The following is a 19,973-nucleotide window of genomic DNA, read 5'->3' as shown; positions in this document are numbered from 1 at the left end:
CCCGGGTCAGTTGTGTTGTGCTATCAGGTGATGATGTTGTGGTGCTGATTAACCAGTTCGTCGTAGCTGCTCTGCACGTTGTCCAAAGTGACCAGCGTGGTATTAGTGTAGGTGGTCCCTGTCCCGTCACGGTCGATGGAGATCACAGTGTTGTTACCGCTGGTGGTGACATGCACGTAGTTCCCGAGCGTCGATGCCTGTCCGTTCCAGCCCACCAGTAGATCGCCGATATCGATTTTGTCCCCCTGGCTGATGGAGAAGTTGGTCCAGTGATCCCCGGTGCTGTTGCCCGCCGTGGCGTTACCCACGGTGTTGTTCAGTACCTGATAAATCAGGGTATCGCCGTAGGCCGTCCCGTTGATCACATCGTTATGCTCCGAGCTGATGAACTGCGGTGCCATGTTGATGGTGAGCGAGGCGCTGTCCGTTTTGCCTGCCGCATCGGTCAGGGTGTAGTTGAAGACCTCCTTCGAGGTGATGCTCGAGAGCGACACCCCGGTGTTCATGGTGTAGGTGTAATGCCCGTCTGCACCGATGGAGAGCGTGCCGTAATGCCCCTGAATGGTGACGTTAGCGGCGCTGGTGGTGTACGGGTCAAGGGTGGTGGTCACGCCGTTGTAGCTGGTGATGCTCAGACGGGTATCGACCGAGTGCAGCTGATCCATCGCCCCCTGCGAATCCGTCCCGTCAAAGATGTTGCCGTTGACGGTGTGGCCGCTGGTGGAATCGAACTGGGTGAGGGAGTAAGTGGTCCCCACCACGTCCGGGGTGATGGTGATTTGCCCCGCCGCCAGCGCGCCCATTTTCCCGGTGTAGGAGAGGGTGTAGGTGCCCGCATCCAGATCCAGCCCGCTGAGGTTCACCGTCGCGGTGCCGCCCAGCAGTAATCCGCCGTTGAACGAACCGCTGCGGATGGTGGTCGAGCCGTTCGACAGCACCCAGTCCACCGTCAGCCCGCCGAGAGAGAGCAATGACGCGACGTTGAAGTGCAGAACCACGTTATGCAGCGCCGTGTTCGGGTCGACCACAAAGGTGCCGCTGCCGCTGCCCTGAGTGGAGGCCAGCAGCGCCGCTTGCCAGCTGGCGCTTCCGACGGTGGTGTCCGAGTAAGCCGAGGTGTGGTGAACCGAGGTCACGTCCATCACCGCACTGACGTCGTTCACCGCATCCATCGCCCGTGCCGTTGGGGTGATGTTCAGCGACGCCGTGTCTTTATCGCCGTTTGGCGCGGTCACGGTGTAGACGAAGGTATCCGGCGTTTTGATGTGATCGGCCCCGACACCGCTGTTCAGGGTGTAGGTGTATTTCCCGTCCGCATTGATGGTCAGGGTGCCATATTCCCCCTGAATGGTCGTGACGCCGGTGCCGTTGACCGTCACCCCGTTCACCGAGGTGACGTGCGTCCCGGCAGGAGCGATATCATCCGCCAGCACATCGCCGGTGGTGCTGCCGCCGACGCTTGAGACGGTGTAGACATGGTCTTCCAGCACGTTGAGGGTGTAGGCCGTCAGGGCCGTGATCCCCGCCGCGGTGTTCAGCAGGAACAGGTATTCACCCGCCGGCAGGTTGAGCGTCAGGGTGGCTGAGGTTCCGCCCAGCAGCGGCGCACGCAGCCAGCCTGGCTGGACGCGCATCTGCTCGAAGGTTTGCGTCGCCTCGTTGAATTTATAGACGTACAGGTCGAACACCGAGGCGAGCGCCACGCCGCCCACGGAGGCCTGGATGGTCATGGTGCGGGTGGTGCCTTCCGCCACGTTATAGATGATCGGATTGCTCAGATCGTCGAGGAGGTTCAGCCCCAGCGTGTTGCCGAGGTTCACGCCGACAACGGTAAAGCCACCCTGGGACGAGGTGCCGTTGTTGATGGCGTGCACGCTGGTGTCGAAGGTGAAGCTCGCCGTATCGTCCACCGCTGTGACGCTGTTGGTGACGGTGTTCGCCCCGAGCGAGATCACCAGCTGCGCCGAGGCGCTGGCCCCGTTATGGCCGATGGTGTAGGTGAAGCTTTCGGTCCGCCCCAGAACGGCGGCGCTGGTGTTGGTCAGGGTGTAGGTGTAGCTCCCGTCGAGGTTGATGGTCAGGGTGCCGTACTGACCCTGGATCACCGTTCCGTCTGCGGTCACGTTTACCGTGTGGCCCTGCGCATCGGTGACTGCCGTGATGCGGGTGCCCGCCGGGGCGTTGTCGCTGCCGGTGGTCGGGTCAACGTCATAAATCACGTTTCCGGATTGGGTGGTGACGCCCGTCACCGTCCCGGCGCTGGTCTGGGTGACATCTACGTCGAGGCTGGTGTAGGACCCGGTTGCCAGCAGGTTGGTGTTGTAGCTGAGCACGCGATATTGCCCGTCCGCCAGCCCTGTCATGTTGAGCGTCACGCCGCTCGCCCCGAGGGTCAGCAGGTTGGCAAACTGCGGCAGACCGGTATCCACCACCGTGGTCCAGGTGCCATTGACCGCATCCCAGCGCTGCACCACCACTTCCAGGGTATTGAGCAGAGAAAGCACCACGCCCGTGGCGTTGGCGTTGATCGAGATATCTGCGCTTCCGCCCGCACTGACCGTAAAGCCGACCTGCGCCGTGTCGTTGCCGAGCAGCGTCAGGACGTTGCCCAGCGCGCCGACCAGCAGAGACCCGTAGTCGCTGTACTGAGCGTTCGTCACCGTCGCCGTGGTGCCAAGTGCCAGCTCCTCCACGTTTGAACTGGCCGACAGCGGCACCACAGGGGCCAGCGCCGAGCCCGGCGTCGAGGTGTTGCCCGCCGCATCGGTGGCGGTGATTTGCAGGGTCTGACCTTCCGTCTGTTTATTGAGGAAGCTGTAGCTGTAGGTGCCTCCGGCGTTAGCCGTCGTGGTGACTATTGAGCCATCCGCCAGACGAATGGTGACGGTGCTGCCCGCTTCGGCGGTGCCCGTCAGCACGCTGCCGTCGGCGTTGAAGGTGCCGTTCGGCGCGTTCGGGGCGATGGTGTCGACGATGACCGTCGTCGGCAGCGAGACCGGCCCGGTGCCGCCGATGACGTTGGTGGCGGTGGCGGTAAAGGCGTGGGAGCCTTCGCCCAGCACCGGCGTGGTAAAGGTCCAGTTACCGTTGACATCCGTGGTCGCCGTGCCCATCGCCACGCCGTTGTTGTACAGCGTAATGGTGGAGTTCGGCTGCGCCGTCCCGCTCAGGGTTGGCGTGGTGTCATCGGTAGATTTGCCGTTGGTCAGATTGCCGGTGATGGTCCCGACGTTGTCGTTGACGGTGGTAATCAGCGGCGCATTCGGCAGGTTAGTGAATGGCGCGATGACGTTGCTGGTGGCGCCTGCGTTACCGGCTTTATCGGTCGCAAAGGCCAGCAGGGTTTCGCCGTTGGTCTGCGCCGGTGAAATGGTGACGTTGAACGCGCCGCTGCCGTCCGCTGTCGCCGTGCCCAGTACGGTCCCGGTGCTGCTGGTGATGGTAACGGTACTGCCCGCCTCCGCCAGACCGGTGACGTGCGTCCCGTTGCTGATGACCGCCAGCGTGCCCGGCACACCCGGCGCGACGGTATCCAGCACAATAGAGGTGATGGACGACGGTGCGCTGGTGTTGCCCGCCGCGTCGGTCGCGGTGGCGGTGAAGTTATGCTGTCCGTTGGTCAACGAGATGGTCGCCTGCGGCAGCGTCCAGACGCCGTTACCGTCGGCGGTGACGGTGCCGATCAGCACGCCGTTGTCGTAAATGCGCACCGTCGTGTTGGCCTCGGCGGTGCCGTTCAGCGTCGGCGTCGTATCGTTAGTCGGATTGCCATTGATCACCGGTCCGGTGATGGTGCCGACATCGTCGACCACCGACGAGATCACCGGGGCAATTGGCGCGGTGGCGTCCACGTTAACCACAAACGCCGTTGTCGGACCGCTGGCGTTCCCGGCGGCGTCGGTGGCGGTGATGGTCAGCGGGTGCAGCCCATCGCTCAGCGCCGGGGTCGGTGTGAAGGACCACGCGCCGCCGGTGGCGGTGACGGAGCCAATCAGCACGCCGTTATCGTAGATTTTCACCGTCGAGCCCGCTTCCGCCGTGCCCGAGAGGGTTGGCTGGGCGTCGTTGGTGAGCTGGCCGCTGGTCAGGTTGGTCACGGTGCCGACGTCATCTACCACCGTCAGCAGCACCGGAATGGTTGGCGGCGTGAGGTCGATAGTCAGGCTAAAGCTCGGGGACGGATCGCTGTTATTCCCCGCCGCATCGGTGGCCTGCGCGACAAGGTTATGCGGTCCTGCCGTCAGCGCGGTGGTGATCGTCACCGCCCAGTTCCCGCTGGCATCCGCCGTGGTGGTGCCGAGCAGCGTGCTGCCCTCATAGATATTGATGGTCGCGTTCGGTTCGCTGGTCCCGATCAGGCGCGGCAGGGTGTCATCTGTGGTCTGGCCGCTGCCGAGCGGGCCGGTGACGGTGCCGACATCGTCAATCGCCTGGGTGATGGCCGGAGCCAGCGGTGCGATGGTATCGACGATCACCGTGAAGCCCGGAGACGCCACGCTGACGTTGCCCGCCGCGTCGGTCGCGGTGGCGGTCCAGGTGTGGCTGCCGTTGCTCAGGGCGCTCGGCGGGGTGAAGCTCCATGCGCCCGAGCCGTTGGCCTGCACTGTGCCGACCTGGACGCCATTTTCATAGATGATGATGGTGGCGTTGGCCTCCGCCGAACCGTTCAGCTGTGGTCGCGTATCGTCGGTGGTTTTGCCGTTTAACACCGGATCGAGAATAGCGCCGACGTCATCCGTGGCGTTAATAATCAGCGGTGCGGCTGGCGGCTGGGTATCGACCGTCAGCGTGAAGGTGGTATTGGTGGTGGAGGTATTGCCCGCCACGTCGGTGGTGCTGATGGTGATGGTGTGCGCCCCGTCGGCCAGCGGTGCCGTTGGCGTGAAAGTCCAGTTCCCCTGGGAGTTCACCACCGCGGTGCCGAAGGGTTGTCCGTCGCTGAGCAGAGTGACCGTCGCCCCGATCTCGCCGGTGCCGTTAAAGGTTGGCCGGCTGTCGTTGGTGCTGCCGCCGTCGGTGATATTCCCGGTGACCGGGCCGACGTCGTCCTGCACCGAGGTGAGGGCCGGTGCCGCAGGCGGCGTGGTATCCACGGTGAAGGAGAAGACCGGGGAGTTCGCCGAGACGTTACCCGCCGGGTCGGTGGCGTTGATCCTGATGTTGTACACGCCGTCTGCCAGTCCGGTCGGCGGTGTAAAGGTCCAGGCCCCGCCCACGACCACTGCGGTGCCGATTTCGACGCCGTTATTCAGGATGTGAATGGTGCTGCCCGTGACGCCGGTCCCGGTGAGGGTTGGCGTGGAATCGTTGGTGAGCTGCCCCGAGGTCAGATTGCCGACCGCGCCGCCCTGCACGTCATCGGCAACGGAGGTGAGCACCGGTACCGCTGGCGGGGTGAGATCGACGATCACGGTGTAGCTGTTCGAGCTGGTGCTGACGTTGCCCTGAGGATCGGTCGCGATCACCGTAAAGGTGTGGCTGCCTTCGCCCAGCGGCGTGGTCGGGGTAAAGCTCCAGCTCCCGGAACCGTTGGCGGTGGCGGTGCCAATCTGGGTGCTGCCTTCGAAAATCGCGATACTGCTGTTGGCTTCCGCCGTGCCCGAAAGCGTCGGCGTGCTGTCGTTGGTGGTGCCGCCGGACGGGACGTTCCCGGTCACGGTGCCGACGTTATCGTCCGCGCCGACAATCACCGGCGTGGTGGAGACCGTATCGACCACGATATTGAACGGCGGAGATTGCGGGCTTTCATTCCCCGCCGGATCGGTGGCGGAAATGGTCAGGGCGTGGTTGCCTTCCCCCAGCGCCCCGCCTGGGGTAAAGCTCCAGGTGCCGGTGGAACCGACCACCACGGTGCCAATGGCGGTGCCATTGTTGTAGATGGTAATGGTGTCGCCCGCCGTGGCGGTGCCGCTCAGGGTTGGGCGGCTGTCGTTGGTGATTTGTCCGTTGGTCAGTGGGCCGGTGCCAGGCCCGACGTCATCGGTGACCGCGCCGAGGATTGGTGTGTTCGGGGCGTTCAGATCGATGGTGACGGTGGCGGCAGGAGAGAGGCCGCTGGTCTCAGCACCCACGGTGGCGGTGGCGGCAAAGCTGTGCGGGCCTTCGCCGAGCGGAATCAGCGAGCTGGCTGTCCAGGCTCCGGTTGGGCCAGCGGTGACAACCGCCCAGGGCACCAGGCTGCCATCGAGATAGATGGTCACAATACTGTTCGCCACGGCGGTCCCGCTGAGGATCGGCGTGGTGTCGTTGGAGCTTGAGCCTTTCACCTCAACGTCACCGCTGAGACCATTGTCATCGACGATGGAGGTGATCGCCGGAACATCCGGCAGATCCTGCGTGTCGGTGACCTGATAGCTCGTAGTACCGCTGGCGTTACCTGCGGCGTCTGTCGCTGTGACGGTGAGAGTGGTTTCGTTGGTCTGCGCTGGAGACAGGGCAATGGAGAAATTGCCGCCGGAATCGGCCACGCCGCGGCCCAGTTCAACATTATTTGGCCCTTTGACGATCACCGTGGAACCGGCTTCTGCGGTCCCTGTCAGCGGCGTCCCTTCGACGGCGAGGTTACTGACAATCGGTGCGTCTGGTGCATCCGTATCAACCGTCACGGTGACCGGCGCGCTCTGGGAGCTGTTTCCAGCGGCGTCGGTGGCGGTGACGATAATGGTATGAGGGGCATCCGTCAGCGCTGAGCCGTTCGGCAGGGTCAGCGTCCAGTTTCCGTTGGCATCCACGGTGGCCTGCTGCGGTGCGCCGCCGTCGATCCGCACGGTGATGGTGCTGCCAACTTCGGTTTTGCCGCTGATGGTCGGTGTGTTGTCATTGGTGTAGAGGGTGCCGTTCGCCAGGGTGCTGCTGGAGATGCTATCGATCTGCGGCGTGGTCGGCGCGACCGTATCCACCGTGATGGTGTAAACCGGGCTGGTGCCGCTGACGTTACCCGCTGCATCGACGGAGGAGACGGTCAGTTTCAGCGCGCCGTCTGAGACGGACGGGCTGGTCCAGGTCCAGTTGCCGCCGGTGACAGGCACGCGAGCCACTTCGACCCCGTTGTTATAGATAATCACCGTATCGCCGCTGGTGCCGGTCCCGCTGATGGTCGGGGTGGCGTCTGACGTCGAGCCGCCATTAGCGACGGTACCTGCGGTGATTTCAGGCGTGACCGGCGGAGTGGTATCCACCGTCACCGTAATCACCGGCGATGTGCCCGACACGTTCCCCGCTTCGTCGGTGGCGGTGGTGGTGAAGGCATGGGTGGTTTGGGTCAGCGCCGTGTCTGGCCGCCAGCTCCAGTTGCCGTCCGCGCCGACGGTGACGCGGCCCACTTCGATTTTCGCCGCGCCGCCCACGCTGTCATAAATAATGATCACGTCGTTGGCGGTACCGGTGCCGCTCAGCACCGGACGTGAATCGTTGGTGCTGGTGTTATCCGCAACCGGGCCGGTGATTTGGCTGACGTTATCGGTCACCACCGGTGCGGTTGGGGTCGCTGGCGGATCGGTATCAATGATGATGGTCACCGGCTGAGATGGCGCACTTTCGTTGCCCGCGCCGTCTTTGTTGGTCACGGTCAGGGCGACATCGTAAGAGCCATTTGGCAGCGCCTGAGTCGGCGTCCAGGTCCATGTGCCGTTCGGCTGAACGGTGATCACATCAGGCTGTTTAACGCCGTCAATGTAGATGGTCACCGTATCGCCCGGCGTGCCGGTGCCGCTTAAGGTCGGCGTGGTGTCGCGCGTCGCTTCGCCAGGATTCAGCGCGGTTGGCTGGCCGTCCGGGTTGACGGTCACGTCCGGGGAGTCTGGCGTCGCCGGGGCGACGGTATCCACCACCAGGCTAAATGGCGGTGACGAGGTGGAATTGCCTGCGGAATCGGTCGCGACCACCGTCAGGGAGTGGGTGCCGTTGGTGAGCGGGGTGAGTGGGGTAAAGCTCCAGCCGCCGCTGCCGTTGAGGGTGGCGGTGCCGAGCAGAGTGGTGCCGTCGTACACGGTAATAATCGTATTCGGCGGAGCGTTGCCCGTCAGCACTGGACGGGTTTCATCCGTCGGCGTGCCGCTGGTGACCGGGCCGGTGACGCTCCCGGTGTTGTCGGTGACCGTCGCGATCGACGGGGCCGGTGGCGGCGTGGTGTCGACGATGATCTCAAATCCGTTCGAAGGGGAACCGACGTTCCCGGCCTGATCTATCGCCACGGCGGTGAGCGTATGCGGGCCGCCTTCCGGGAGAGCCTGCGTCGGGGTAAAGGTCCATGAACCGCCATCGCTGACCACGGCGGTACCAATCTGCACGCCGTCCAGACGCACGCTGATGGTCGCCCCGGGTTCGCCCGTGCCGTTGAGGGTTGGACGAGCATCGTTGGTGATTTCACCGGTATCGAGCGGACCGGTTCTGCCTGGGACATCGTCAACCACGGAGGTAATGACAGGTGCCGCAGGGGCCGCGCTGTCGACGGTAATACTCCAGCTGTTCGAGGTGCCGCTGGCGTTCCCGGCGGCGTCAATGGCGGTGGCGGTCAGGACGTGCCCGCCCTCGCGCAGGTGCACCGATGGGGTGTACTCCCAGATACCGCTCGGCGGGATGGTCAGAGTGCCGATCTGATTGCTGCCGCTGAAGAGATAGAGCGTGGTGCCCGGCTCCCCGGTGCCGCGAATGGTTGGCGTCGCGTCGTTGGTCAGGCCATTGTTCGCGACATCGCCGATGCCGTTGGCTACGTCGTCATACACCGACGTGATCACCGGGGTTTGCGCCGGGGTGATATCCGGGGCATCCACCGAGGCGGTTGGCCCGGTGTTGCCCGCATGATCCGTCGCGTCGGCGGTCAGCGTTTCGCCATTGAGCTGCGGCGGAGTAATGGTGACGGTAAAGTCGCCGTTATCGCCCGCCGTGGCGTGACCCAGCTCGGTGCCATCCGGGCCTTTGATGCTGACGGTACTGCCCGGCTCGGCGGTGCCGGTGACGGTGGTGCCATCGTCAGAGACAGCCAGATTATCCGGTGCCAGCGGGTCGGTGGTGTCCGGTGCATCGGCATGACCCGGCTGACTCACATTGCCCGCGGGGTCTTTGGCGATCACTTCCAGCACTTCGCCATTGGTTTGCGGCGGAGCGACAGGCACGGTGAAATGGCCGGTCCCGTCGGTGGTGCCGGTGCCAATGACATTGCCGCCCGGATCTTTGACCGTGACGGTGCTGTTGGCTTCGGCGGTGCCGCTGACGCTGGCGCCGTTACCGGCGACGGTCAGATCGGCCGGTGGGTTCGGCGCGATAGTGTCGGTGGCGACGACGGTAGCGGGAATGCTGTCGTTCCCGGCGGCATCAGAGGCGATGACGGAAATGGTCTGGCCGTTGGTCTGCGCAGGGCTGAGCGGAATGGTGAAGTTACCGCTACTATCTGTCGTGCCCGTCCAGCTCTGACCCGTGCCGTTGGTGATGGTAATGGTGCTGTTCGGTTCGGCGGTGCCGGTCACCTGATTCCCGGCAGGGTTTAAGGCGATCACCGGCTGGGTCGGTGCGACAGTGTCGACGATAAAGTTGATGGCCTGCGACAGGCCGCTCGGGTTTCCGGCGGCGTCAATTTCACGCACCGTGACCGAGTGCGGGCCTTCCGACAGCGGGCCATTCGGCGCTACGGCCCACAGGCCGTTCGGGCCGACGGTCACTCTCCCGACTTCCACGCCGTTATCGTAAATAATAATCGTACTGCCCGGATCGCCGCGGCCCGTGAGGCGTGGCTGGCTGGCGTCGGTGGTTTGGCCGGCGGAAACCGCGCCGCGGATCGAGCCGACTTCATCGTTCACCACAAACGCCGACGGCGCGGCAGGGGCGGTGATATCGACGGTGATAGTAAAGCCCGGCGAGGCGGGGCTGGTATTCCCGGCCACGTCGGTGGCGCGAACCGTCAGCACATGGCTGCCTTCGCTCAGATTGACCGACGGGGTAAAGGTCCAGCTGCCGTTCGCGGCGGCGGTGACGGTGCCGATTGCGATGCCGTTATCGTAGATCGTCACCGTGGAATTGGCTTCGGCGGTGCCGGTGAGCAGCGGGCGCTGATCGTTGGTGCTGCCGCCGTTGTTGAGCGGCCCGGTGACCGGGTCGACGTCATCGGTGACACTGGAAATCACCGGTGCCGTAGGCGCCACCGTATCGACCACAATGGTGATCCCGGCAGACGGCGCGCTGGTGTGGCCCGCCGCATCGGTGGCGGTAGAGGTCAGAGTATGGCTGCCGTTGGACAGCGCGTTCGGCGGGGTAAAGCTCCAGTTGCCCTTAGCGTCGACGGTTGTGGTGCCGATTTTGGTGCCGTTATCGAAGATGGTGATGGTGGTGCCCGCTTCGCCGATCCCGCTCAGGGTCGGGCGCGCGTCATCCGTGCGCTGGCCGTTGGACAGCGGGCCCGTTTCGCTCCCGACATCGTCGTTAACAATCAAAATGTCCGGTGCATCTGGCGTGACCAGATCCGGCGCGGTGACGTGACCCTCTTTGCTGACGTTGCCGGAGGAGTCGGTGGCGGTGGCAGTTATCTGCTCGCCGTTGGTCAGCGGGGTGCCGAGTTCAATGGTGAATTTCCCGTCGCTGCCGGTTTTCCCGGTGCCGACCAGATTGCCGTTGGCATCTTTCAGGGTGATAGTGCTGCCAGGCTCTGCGGTCCCTGACACCGAGGTCCCATCCCCGGAGAACTGCAGGTTGGTTGGCGCGTTCGGCGGCGTGGTGTCCGGGTCAGTCGGGTTCCCCGGATTGCCAGGGTTGGTCGGATTGTCGTCATCGCCGCCACCACCTCCGCCGCCACCACCCGCGGCAAGGGCGATCCCGCCTGCGACGGCAACACCGCCCAGCACCCACGGCCAGATGGCCGCGCCGCCGCCATCGCCGGAGGAGCCCATCAGGACATCCGTTGAGGCAATCGCCTCGTAATGTTCTGCGGCGGTTGGGTCTTCAATCCACCACAGCGCGCCGTTGCCTTCCTGCAGCACCAGTTGGCTCTCGCCCTGTGCGTCGCCGTGGTAAAAGTTTTTCAGGGTAATGACTTCGCCGGAGTGCAGGCTGACGATCAGATCGTTGCCGCTGCGCGTGTAGTGGGAAATGTCGGCCCGGCCGACGTGAAGCTTCACAATGGAGGAGTGATCCAGAGTAACCTGAGTGCCTTCTGTGGTGGTTTCCACGCCAGTAAGTTTCGAAATGACAGAGATTTGGCTCATATTGATGACTCCCAACAGATTTTTATTGAAATGGCGTGCAAGACGAAGCCATCACTTTTCTGCGGGTAAAGAGCGCCCCCGGCGAATTCACTATTTTTGACGATAGTGCTTACCGTTGATTTCTTCAGAGCGGCCGATGCCCGCCAGCGAATAGAGTGGCAACATCAGGTGAAGCTATTTATTTACTTTGGCTTGACTTGTATTCGGTGTTTTTTGTGTTATATAAAGCCCTGTGATTTATAAAGATATTATTTAAATGGACTAAAAATGATATAGCTATAAATATCAGATTATGCAAATGAAGCACCGGTAACCTGCAGTTAACCCCTTCTGAATTGAATAGTTTTATCAAGATGGCTATAAGCCAGTTTCCCACCGTATCCCGCGCGGCGTGCGGCTGCGGTGTTTTTTTCTCTTTTCGGCTTTGGATATAATGCGAATTAATTCAGTGAATATATTTGAATTTATTGAATGTAAATACGCGGTCAATTAAGGAGGGCTAAAACGTTATTTTAGATGCGGTGAATGAATCATTTATACGATATATTATGTTTGCGACCGGAATGAAAAATAGGAGTGGCGAAGCGGCAATAATCTGCTAGATACGCTAATAATAAATGCGGGCTTTATTGTTGGCTCAATTTATCCTTTTCCGTTATCAGGTTGCATAGGCCGTTAGTATGATTTTCGGCACCGATAAATCTTCCCTTTTCGTCGAATAGAAGCGGGCGCTCAGGCGTTTACTCCTCGTTCACCTGACAACCACCGAACCAGGAGTAGAAAATGAACGCTCTGTCATCGCTTCCTCGTACCTTCGCTAAAACCCTCGCCATCCCGGCGCTGTTATTTTTCTTACAGGCCCCGCAGGTCTTTGCGATGGGCAATAATGATACTGAGAGTAAAACGCCGGACTGCCCGTCGGGGCAGGTGTACGACAGCGTGAGTAAGACCTGTGTCCCGGAGAAAACCAGCAGCCTCAGCGATGAGGACAAAACCAATTATGCGTACCACCTCGCGAAAAAAGGGGAGTACCAGGCGGCGCTGAATCTGCTGGACTCCCTGAAAAATGCCAATACGGCAGAGGCGTGGAACTATCGCGGCTATGCGACCCGCAAACTGGGGCGCACGGATGAGGGCATCGGCTATTATCAGCGCTCCCTTGCCCTGCAACCCAACTACGCCAAAGCACGTGAGTATCTGGGTGAAGCCTGGATGGTGAAAGGTCGCCCGGATCTGGCGAAAGAGCAGCTGAAAGTCATTGCCGGGATTTGCGGCCAGGATTGCGAGGAGTATCGCGATCTGCAGGCGGCGATCAACGGTCATCCGGAATCCTGATTGCAGCGGGAGGATATGAAAAATCACCACCAGTGACGTTCGCCAACAGCTGGCAGCACACCTGACGCGCCTCTGGCGCTACGGGCTGGTGCTGTCGCGAAACCGGGATCTGGCTGAGGAGCTGGTTCAGTCGACCTGCGTCCGCGCGCTCGAACGGAGCGCGCAATACACGCCGGGCACCCGCATCGACAGGTGGCTGTTCTCGATTCTCCACTCCATCTGGATCTCCGATCTGCGCGCCCGCCACGTCCGTCAGGGGCAGGGGTTTGTGCCCAGCGAAGAGCTGATCGCCCCGGATACCCACGGACAGGATGAGGATCGCATTCACTATCAGAAAATCATGCAGCGGGTGAATGCTCTTCCCGAAGCCCAGCGCAACACGCTGTTTTTAGTCTACGTCGAAGGATTTACCTATCAGGAGGCGGCTGACACGCTGTCGGTCCCCATCGGCACCGTGATGAGCCGCCTGGCCACGGCGCGGGCCCAACTGGCGAAAACCCTGGACGCCCGCCCGGCAGCAAAGGAGAAACGCTCTTGAAATCGTTACGTTTTACGCCTCCTTATCAGGACGATGCGATTGTCGCCTGGCTGGATGGCGAGATGGACCCCAACGACGCCCGCGTCTTTGCAGAGCAGCTTGACCACGACGAGCGGCTTTCGATGCGCACGGAGGAGCTGAAAACCAGCCATCAGGATTATCAGCGCGCGTTTGCGCCTTTGCTGGAAGAGGCGCCGTCGGCGCAGATGGAGGAACGGCTGGAGATCTGGCTGGCAAACACTCCGGCGTCCCGGCCCGGTGTCAGCCGCCGGGCGCTTATCGCCGCGTCCGTCAGTTTTCTGCTGATCGGTTCCGGGCTCGGCTATCTGGCGCGTCCGTCGGTGGCGTTGCACACGGAGAACGAACGTATTCGCGATCTTGAGGCGCAGTATATGTCGCTCTACAGCGCCGAAACTCTGCTGGATGTGGACAACTCACCGCCGCTCATTGCCAGGGGGATCGTGCGCACCGCCGAGGATATCGGCCTGAAAGTGAGTGAGCCGCAGCTGGCTCTGGCCGATGCGGAGCTGAAGATGATCCGCATGCTGCGCTACGAGAGCACGGCGATCGCTCAGATCGTCTGGATGCATGCGGATTTCGGGCCGATGGCGCTGTGTATTTCCCCCCTTGAGCAGGGGGATGTGACCGATATCAGCAACGAACAGCGGCACGGGATGAATGTTGCCTGGTGGCGCGACAGGGACTATCAGTTTGTGCTGATTGGTCGCAACCCGGCGACGCAGCTTAAGGCCAGCGCGCGTCAGCTGCAGCTGGCGCTGCTATGAGGCGCTGGCCTGGATCTCAATTTTGATATTGATGCGGTCATCCACCACCATTGCAAATTTGTCCATCTGATAGGCGGATCGCGAGATGGCGGTGGTGGCGTGCAGCGAGATGGACTCCTGCGCTTTGTGCTCTTCCAGCGTCGCCTCCAGGATCACCGGGCGGGTAATGTCCCTGACCTTGAGTGAGCCAAACACCCTGAAATGCCCGTCGCCGAGCGTGACGATTCGCGTGCTGTTGAACTGGATCGTGGGGTAACGCGCGGCATCGAAAAACATATCGCTCTTGAGCTGCCAGGTGAGCAGGCGGTTGGACGCCACCAGCGTCGAGACGGGGATGGTGACCTCGATGCGATCGCTGAACTCATTCTTCGGATCCAGGGTGACGTTCCCGGTCACGCCGTTGAGATTGGCCCAGGAGAGGATACCGCCGAAGGCGTGCCACGAGAGGGTAATGGGGGTTTTCTCGGTATTGATGACATAGCTGACCGGCTGCGCGTAAAGGGCAGGGGAGAGCAGGGCGAGCACAAATATCAAAGGGCGAATCATCGGGCGGATCTCCAGTATGCGGGCAAGGGGTAAACGCACGGGGAGGGAGATTTATTCGGGGTGAGGGGAAATAAAGTTGAGACTTTCGCTGTTTGCGCCGGGTGGCGGCTTCGCCTTACCCAGCCTACGAAAACCCTCCGGGCTGGTCTTTGTAGGCCCGGTAAGCGCAGCGCCACCGGGCGATTGAGGCCGCAGCGGTGTTTGCGCCGGGTGGCGGCTACGCCTTACCCGGCCTACAAAACCATCCGGTCTGGACTTTGTAGGCCCGGTAAGCGCAGCGCCACCGGGCGAATTGGGGCCGCAGCGGTGTTTGCGCCGGGTGGCGGCTTCGCCTTACCCGGCCTACAAAACCCTCCGAACTGGCCTTTGTAGGCCCGGTAAGCGCAGCGCCATCGGGCGAATTGGGGCCGCAGCGGTGTTTGCGCCGGGTGGCGGTTACGCCTTACCCGGCCTACAAAACCCTCCGAACTGGCCTTTGTAGGCCCGGTAAGCGCAGCGCCACCGGGTGAATTAGGGCCGCAGCGGTGTTTGCGCCGGGTGGCGGCTTCGCCTTACCCGGCCTACAAAACCCTCCGAACTGGACTTTGTAGGCCCGGTAAGCGCAGCGCCATCGGGCGAATTGGGGCCGCAGCGGTGTTTGCGCCGGGTGGCGGCTACGCCTTACCCGGCCTACAAAACCATCCGAACTGGCCTTTGTAGGCCCGGTAAGCGCAGCGCCACCGGGCAATTGAGGCCGCAGCGGCGTTTGCGCCGGGTGGCGGCTTCGCCTTACCCGGCCTACGAAACCCTCCGAACTGGACTTTGTAGGCCCGGTAAGCGCAGCGCCACCGGGCGAATTGGGGCCGCAGCGGTGTATGCGCCGGGTGGCGGCTTCGCCTTACCCGGCCTACAAAACCCTCCGAACTGGCTTTTGTAGGCCCGGTAAGCGCAGCGCCACCGGGCAATTCAGACCGCACCGGCCTGCAAATAAAAAAGGCCGCGATGGCGGCCTTTTCGGGGAGAGATAACTTACTCAGTGACTTTCTTTTCCAGAGAAGATGCGCCTTCTTTGGTTTTATTCCAGCCTTTCTCGGTCCCTTCTTTGGTGGCATCCCAACCTTTCTCGGTACCTTCTTTGGTTTTGTGCCATGCCTTCTGGGAATCCTCACTCACCTTGCTGCCAAAGCTCTCGCTTTTGCCTTCCGCGGCGTGCTGGTTTTTGAGCTTCAGCTCTTCACCTTTGTTCTGCTCTTCATGCAGTTTTTGCTTCGCGTCGTTAGCGTTCGCTTTCGCGGCGGCAACGGTGTCGTCGGTTGCGTGTGTGGTTGCGGCAAAAACAGGGGAAGCCAGCAGAAGTGCAGATAATGCGATAATTGTCTTTTTCATAATATCCTCAATTCACGTTATTCATGTTATGAGCGTGATTAAGGATGGCACGAGCGAAGCGGCATGGCTTTAGGATAAAACTGTAAGTGGATCAAAGGGGTCTGAGTCTGGCGTCCGCCCACTCTGCGAACGCCAGTCTTCTCTGCTGCTTAGAACGCCAGGCACACCTCGTCCATATTGTCGGACGGGATGTTCTCGTTCACATAGCCATCACGCCAGTGGACGAAAATGCGGGTTTCGTGAACGCCATCTTCCGCCGCCCACATCGACTGAGCGGTACTGGCCGTCGACCAGTTGCTGTAGGTGCTCAGATCGCCCCATTCTCCCCACAAACTGCCGACAGCACGCACACCCTGACTGCTGGGAGGCACATCGGACAGTAATTTGTAACCCGGGATAGTCATCCCTTTATTGAGACAGTCCTGATCGGCGACCGTCGGATCTTTCGATGACCGCGCGATGTTGGTAAACCAGTGATCGAGGTGTACGACATAGGTGAGCGGCTGCCCCTGACCGGATTTTGGCGTGGCCGTCAGGGTCACGGTTTTCATGTCGACGGTCGGGGGCGACGCCATGATGTACTTACCGGGCGTGCTGTCCGGGCGTAGCCAGCTGTTATCGCTGGTGTAGGTATAGTTGGCGTTGTTCGCCGTTGTATTGCCGATCTCCAGCGTAAAGCTCCCCGAGAGGAAACCGGTTTTCGGGAACCCGGCGTCAGGGGCAAAACTCTTGCCGTTCGCGGTCAGGGCGGTGATCTGATCCTGGGTAAACTCCCCGGTGGTGCTTTTCCCGGCATCCAGCGCGTAATCGGCAGATTTCGCCGTCACCGTCACCACTTCCGGCGTCACATCCGTCTCTGTGACCTCTGCTTCGCCGTTCCCATCCGTATTCACCGTGGTGGCGCTCAGCACGCCATGACCCGTGGTGCTAAAGGTGACCGGTGAATCTTTTACCGGCGCCCCTTTTTCGTTGGTCACCGTCGCCGTGAAGTAGATCTGCCCGCTGCCGTCCGCCTTCTGTGGGCTGCGGTATTGCTGGATCGCCGTCACGCTGTGCGAGGTGAAACTCACCGTCTGCGACGCCGCGGCCTGGTTGGCGAGCGTGGCGGTGATGTTCACCGCTTCCCCGACGGTATCGGTGACGTTCACCTGCGACTCACCGGTGATGTTCGTCTGGCTGGTCGGCTCAACGGAGGCCGTGGTGGTACTGGTGCTCCAGGTGATGGTCTGATTCGCCAGCGTATGGCCCAGCGCATCCGTGACCACCGCTTTGACCACGTCTTCTTTTTGCCCATCGGCAAGCTGGTTGTCCTTAAGCATCGCAAGCGCCACTTTGGCGGAGGCGACATCGGCGACAAACTGACTTGCCACGCTTTTATGCTCGCCGTTGGCCAGGGTGGCGGTGAGATTAACCGACTCGGCAATGGCATCCGTGTAGTCCACGCTGGCTTCGCCGTCTTTATTGGTCTTGCTGGTGGCGGGGGCGGTGACTGAGGCGCTGTCGAACGTCCAGGTCACCACGGCATCTTTCACCGGATTATTGTGGCTATCCATCACCACGATTTTTGCCGTGTCAGGCGTTTTGTTATCCGCCGGGCTGCCGTCCTTCGTCACCTGCAATGAGGTGATGAGCGCGTGCTCGCTGTCGGCGACAAACACCGAGTCCTGAGTTTCAGTGGCGCCATTTTTCAGGGCCACTTTCACGCCTACGGTCTCGGCTTTGGTGTCGGTGAGGGTGATTGAGGCTTTACCGGCGGTATCGGTGGTGCTTTCCGGCGCTGACCCGACCGCCGTGCCGGAGAGCGTCCAGGTCACTTTCTCACTCGCGACCGGGTTGTTAAAGCTATCGGTCACGATGACCGTGGCGCTGTTGGTCGCGGTGCCGTTCGCTACCGCCCCGCCGGTGACGGTGTAGGTTTTAATCTGCTCGCTGTTGGCATCCGGGACGAAAAGCGACGCGGTGCTGGCTTTTTCGCCGTTGGCGAGCGTGGCGCTCAGCTGGATGGTTTGCGCGATCTTGCTGGTGTAGCCGATCTGCGCTTTACCCGCGCTGTCGGTGGTGCTGGTACTGGCGGGCAGGAAGCTGGTGCCCTGCGGCGTCGCGCTCCAGGTGACCAGCTGGTTAGCAAGCGGATTGCCCTGGCCGTCAAGCACCGTCACCTCTGCGTGGTCGGCATCGGTGCCGTTCGCCAGCGCGCCGTCCTTCGTCACCTTAAGGTCGTGTAACGTCGCGCTTTCGCTGTCGGCCACGAAGGTCGCCTGCGTCTGCTTGCTGTCGCCGTTGCTGAGCGTGGCGGTGAGCTGCACGTTTTCTGCTACCGTGTCGCTGAATGAGACGCGCAGCTCCCCTTTGTCATCGGTCTGGCCCGGCGTCGCCGCGCGCGCTTTGGCCGGTGCGCCAAACGCGACCGTCGATTTGTCCGCTTTCACCGTTACCGGCTGGTCTTTGACCGGATTTCCGGAGGGATCTTTAACGGTTATCAGCGCGCTGTTTTGTGTTTTGCCGTTGGCGGGGCTGTTATCGACGGTGACGCTAAAGTCGGTGATTTTGGCCTGTTCGGCGTTGACGACAAACTGCAGCGTTTTCTGATCGGACAGATCACCTGAACTGACCGACAGCACAGATTCACCCGGCACCAGGGAGGTGGCTTTGACGTGCGCCAGCCCCTCGGCATCCGTGACCGCCTGAGATTCCGCGATCTTCGCCGGGGCCTCAAGCGCCCAGGCGACTTTCGCGTTCGCCACCGGATGATCGTTGATGTCCGACACGTGAACCGTGGCATCGTCCGTCGCCTGGCCGTTGGCGAAGCTGCCGTTTTTATCCACCGTCAGCACCAGTTTCGCCGCTTTGACCTCGTTAAAGTGCGACGGCAGAGTGGTGGAGGCGCTGCCGCTGGTGGCGGTGACGTTGACGATTTCATTCTGAGCATCGGAAATATTAATCGTCATCATCCCTTCGGCATCCGTTGAGCCGGCGGTTCTGTCCAGCTTCGCGTTGCCGGAGGCGGACCAGGCCACAGGCGCGCCTTTGACCTTATCCCCTTTGGCATCCAGCGCCTGGACCTGGAGCGTGTTCTGCGCCAGACCATCCGCCGGGCTGTAATCCGTCAGGGCCGTCAGCAGCAGGGTGGTCACGCCCTGAGTCTCTTTCTTCTGATATTGCATCACGATCTGGTTGTTACGCTCGACCACATCGTAACGGCTTCCCGCCAGGCTGCGCTGCAGCGCCACGTTGTCCGGGGAGAGCTGATAACGCCAGTCGTGGCCAAAGTCGAATCGCATATCGACCTGAAACTGCATATCGTTCATGTCGTCCTGACCGCGGCGATAGTTGGTGCCCACGGTGATCAACGGAACGGGGGTGTAGTTCACGCCGAGGGTGACAGCAGACGGATTTTTTTGCAGGTCATCTTTATCAAACAGTGCCACTTTATCGCCGTAGTACTTTTCATAAATGACTTTTGCGCCGAGCTGCGGAAGTGCGGGGAGATATGCCTCGGCCCGAATATCAAAGCCATCGGCAGGCTTTTCGTTGTAGTCGTCAAAGTCGCGGGAGCTGTGCCACTGGGTGGTGCCCAGATAGCCGTTGGCCGAGAGTTTCAGGAAGTTTGTCCAGGCTTCCGCCCCGAAGCCCACGCGTCGGTTTTTGCCGGTCATGTCATCATCAAAGAAGGCGTTGCCGCCCAGCATCCAGTTGTCGAGATAAAAGGTTCGCACCCCCATCCCGAGGTTGGTCGTCAATCGATCGTCGGGTTTACGCAAACCAAACTGGCTGAATAGCATCGATTTTTTGTCATCGTAAAGCGGAACCAGCAGATCCAGCGAGCTTTGATCCCAGTTGCCGTCCTGGTCGACATTCAGCTGTACTTTCGCGGTGCCAAACTGGCTGAGCCACGCCTGCGCGGAGGACGACGCCGAGGATGTGACGCCGGAGACCAGGTTGCCTTTGGCCTGAGAGAGGCTTTGCTGGAGATTATTTGCCGCCAGCGTGCTGGCAACCTGATTAATATTGTCGCTCAGGGAGGCGTATTCCTGCCCGTCATCCTTGACTTCCCCGGCGCTGGCAGGAAAGACGGTAAAAAAAGGAAAAATAATCTGTAGCGCAATTTGCGTCCATATCAGCCACTGCCGAATATAGCCCGCCGGAGTCGGCGGGATTCTTTTTTTATACATGCGAATATAACCTATTTACAAGAATCACTGCGGTGAGTTG

At 61.3% G+C, this 19,973-nt stretch carries 7 protein-coding genes; 3 read left to right on the top strand and 4 right to left on the bottom strand.

What is annotated here, in order from left to right:
- Positions 1-23: 23 nt before the first annotated feature.
- Positions 24-11,192 carry a BapA/Bap/LapF family large adhesin gene (locus QQF33_RS12030; protein ID WP_285157869.1) on the bottom strand — a complete coding sequence of 3,723 codons (11,169 nt, stop codon included), beginning with the start codon at positions 11,190-11,192 and terminating at the stop codon, positions 24-26.
- A 783-nt stretch (positions 11,193-11,975) separates the two neighbouring features.
- On the opposite strand from QQF33_RS12030, the gene QQF33_RS12025 reads away from it, so the two are divergent.
- The 3 genes from QQF33_RS12025 to QQF33_RS12015 are packed head-to-tail and all read left to right on the top strand — an operon-like array spanning position 11,976 to position 13,850.
- Entirely contained in the window at positions 11,976-12,527 is a 552-nt protein-coding gene (locus tag QQF33_RS12025) for a tetratricopeptide repeat protein (RefSeq protein WP_282492912.1), read from the top strand.
- A gap of 22 nt (positions 12,528-12,549) precedes the next feature.
- Positions 12,550-13,065, top strand: coding sequence for a sigma-70 family RNA polymerase sigma factor (locus QQF33_RS12020; protein WP_324724410.1), 516 nt, complete (start codon positions 12,550-12,552; stop codon positions 13,063-13,065).
- On the top strand, positions 13,062-13,850 hold the full coding sequence (locus tag QQF33_RS12015; protein WP_285157868.1) for an anti-sigma factor family protein: 789 nt from the start codon (positions 13,062-13,064) through the stop codon (positions 13,848-13,850). The genes QQF33_RS12020 and QQF33_RS12015 overlap by 4 nt, the downstream gene beginning before the upstream one ends.
- Here the strand turns inward: QQF33_RS12015 and QQF33_RS12010 are convergent.
- From QQF33_RS12010 to QQF33_RS12000, 3 genes are all read right to left on the bottom strand, one after another.
- On the bottom strand, positions 13,845-14,396 hold the full coding sequence (locus QQF33_RS12010) for a YceI family protein (RefSeq protein ID WP_285157867.1): 552 nt from the start codon (positions 14,394-14,396) through the stop codon (positions 13,845-13,847). The two genes, QQF33_RS12015 and QQF33_RS12010, sit on opposite strands and share 6 nt — an antisense overlap.
- A gap of 1,008 nt (positions 14,397-15,404) precedes the next feature.
- A complete protein-coding gene (locus QQF33_RS12005) occupies positions 15,405-15,761 on the bottom strand; it encodes a hypothetical protein (RefSeq protein ID WP_285150805.1) in 357 nt (118 codons plus the stop codon).
- Between the two features lie 149 nt (positions 15,762-15,910).
- Positions 15,911-19,933, bottom strand: coding sequence for an Ig-like domain-containing protein (locus tag QQF33_RS12000; protein ID WP_285157866.1), 4,023 nt, complete (start codon positions 19,931-19,933; stop codon positions 15,911-15,913).
- Positions 19,934-19,973 lie beyond the last annotated feature (40 nt).

This window comes from Lelliottia wanjuensis (assembly GCF_030238365.1).
In the GTDB taxonomy this organism is placed as follows: domain Bacteria; phylum Pseudomonadota; class Gammaproteobacteria; order Enterobacterales; family Enterobacteriaceae; genus Enterobacter; species Enterobacter wanjuensis.
The sequence above is the reverse complement of the archived record's forward strand: the minus strand, read 5'-3'. Positions and strand labels throughout refer to the sequence as shown.

Excerpts from the sequence above, each read along its gene's own strand:
- QQF33_RS12000 (WP_285157866.1), bottom strand. The coding sequence starts at position 19,933 with ATGTATAAAAAAAGAATCCCGCCGACTCCGGCGGGCTATATTCGGCAG.
- QQF33_RS12025 (WP_282492912.1), top strand. The coding sequence starts at position 11,976 with ATGAACGCTCTGTCATCGCTTCCTCGTACCTTCGCTAAAACCCTCGCC.
- QQF33_RS12010 (WP_285157867.1), bottom strand. The coding sequence starts at position 14,396 with ATGATTCGCCCTTTGATATTTGTGCTCGCCCTGCTCTCCCCTGCCCTT.
- QQF33_RS12005 (WP_285150805.1), bottom strand. The coding sequence starts at position 15,761 with ATGAAAAAGACAATTATCGCATTATCTGCACTTCTGCTGGCTTCCCCT.
- QQF33_RS12030 (WP_285157869.1), bottom strand. The coding sequence starts at position 11,192 with ATGAGCCAAATCTCTGTCATTTCGAAACTTACTGGCGTGGAAACCACC.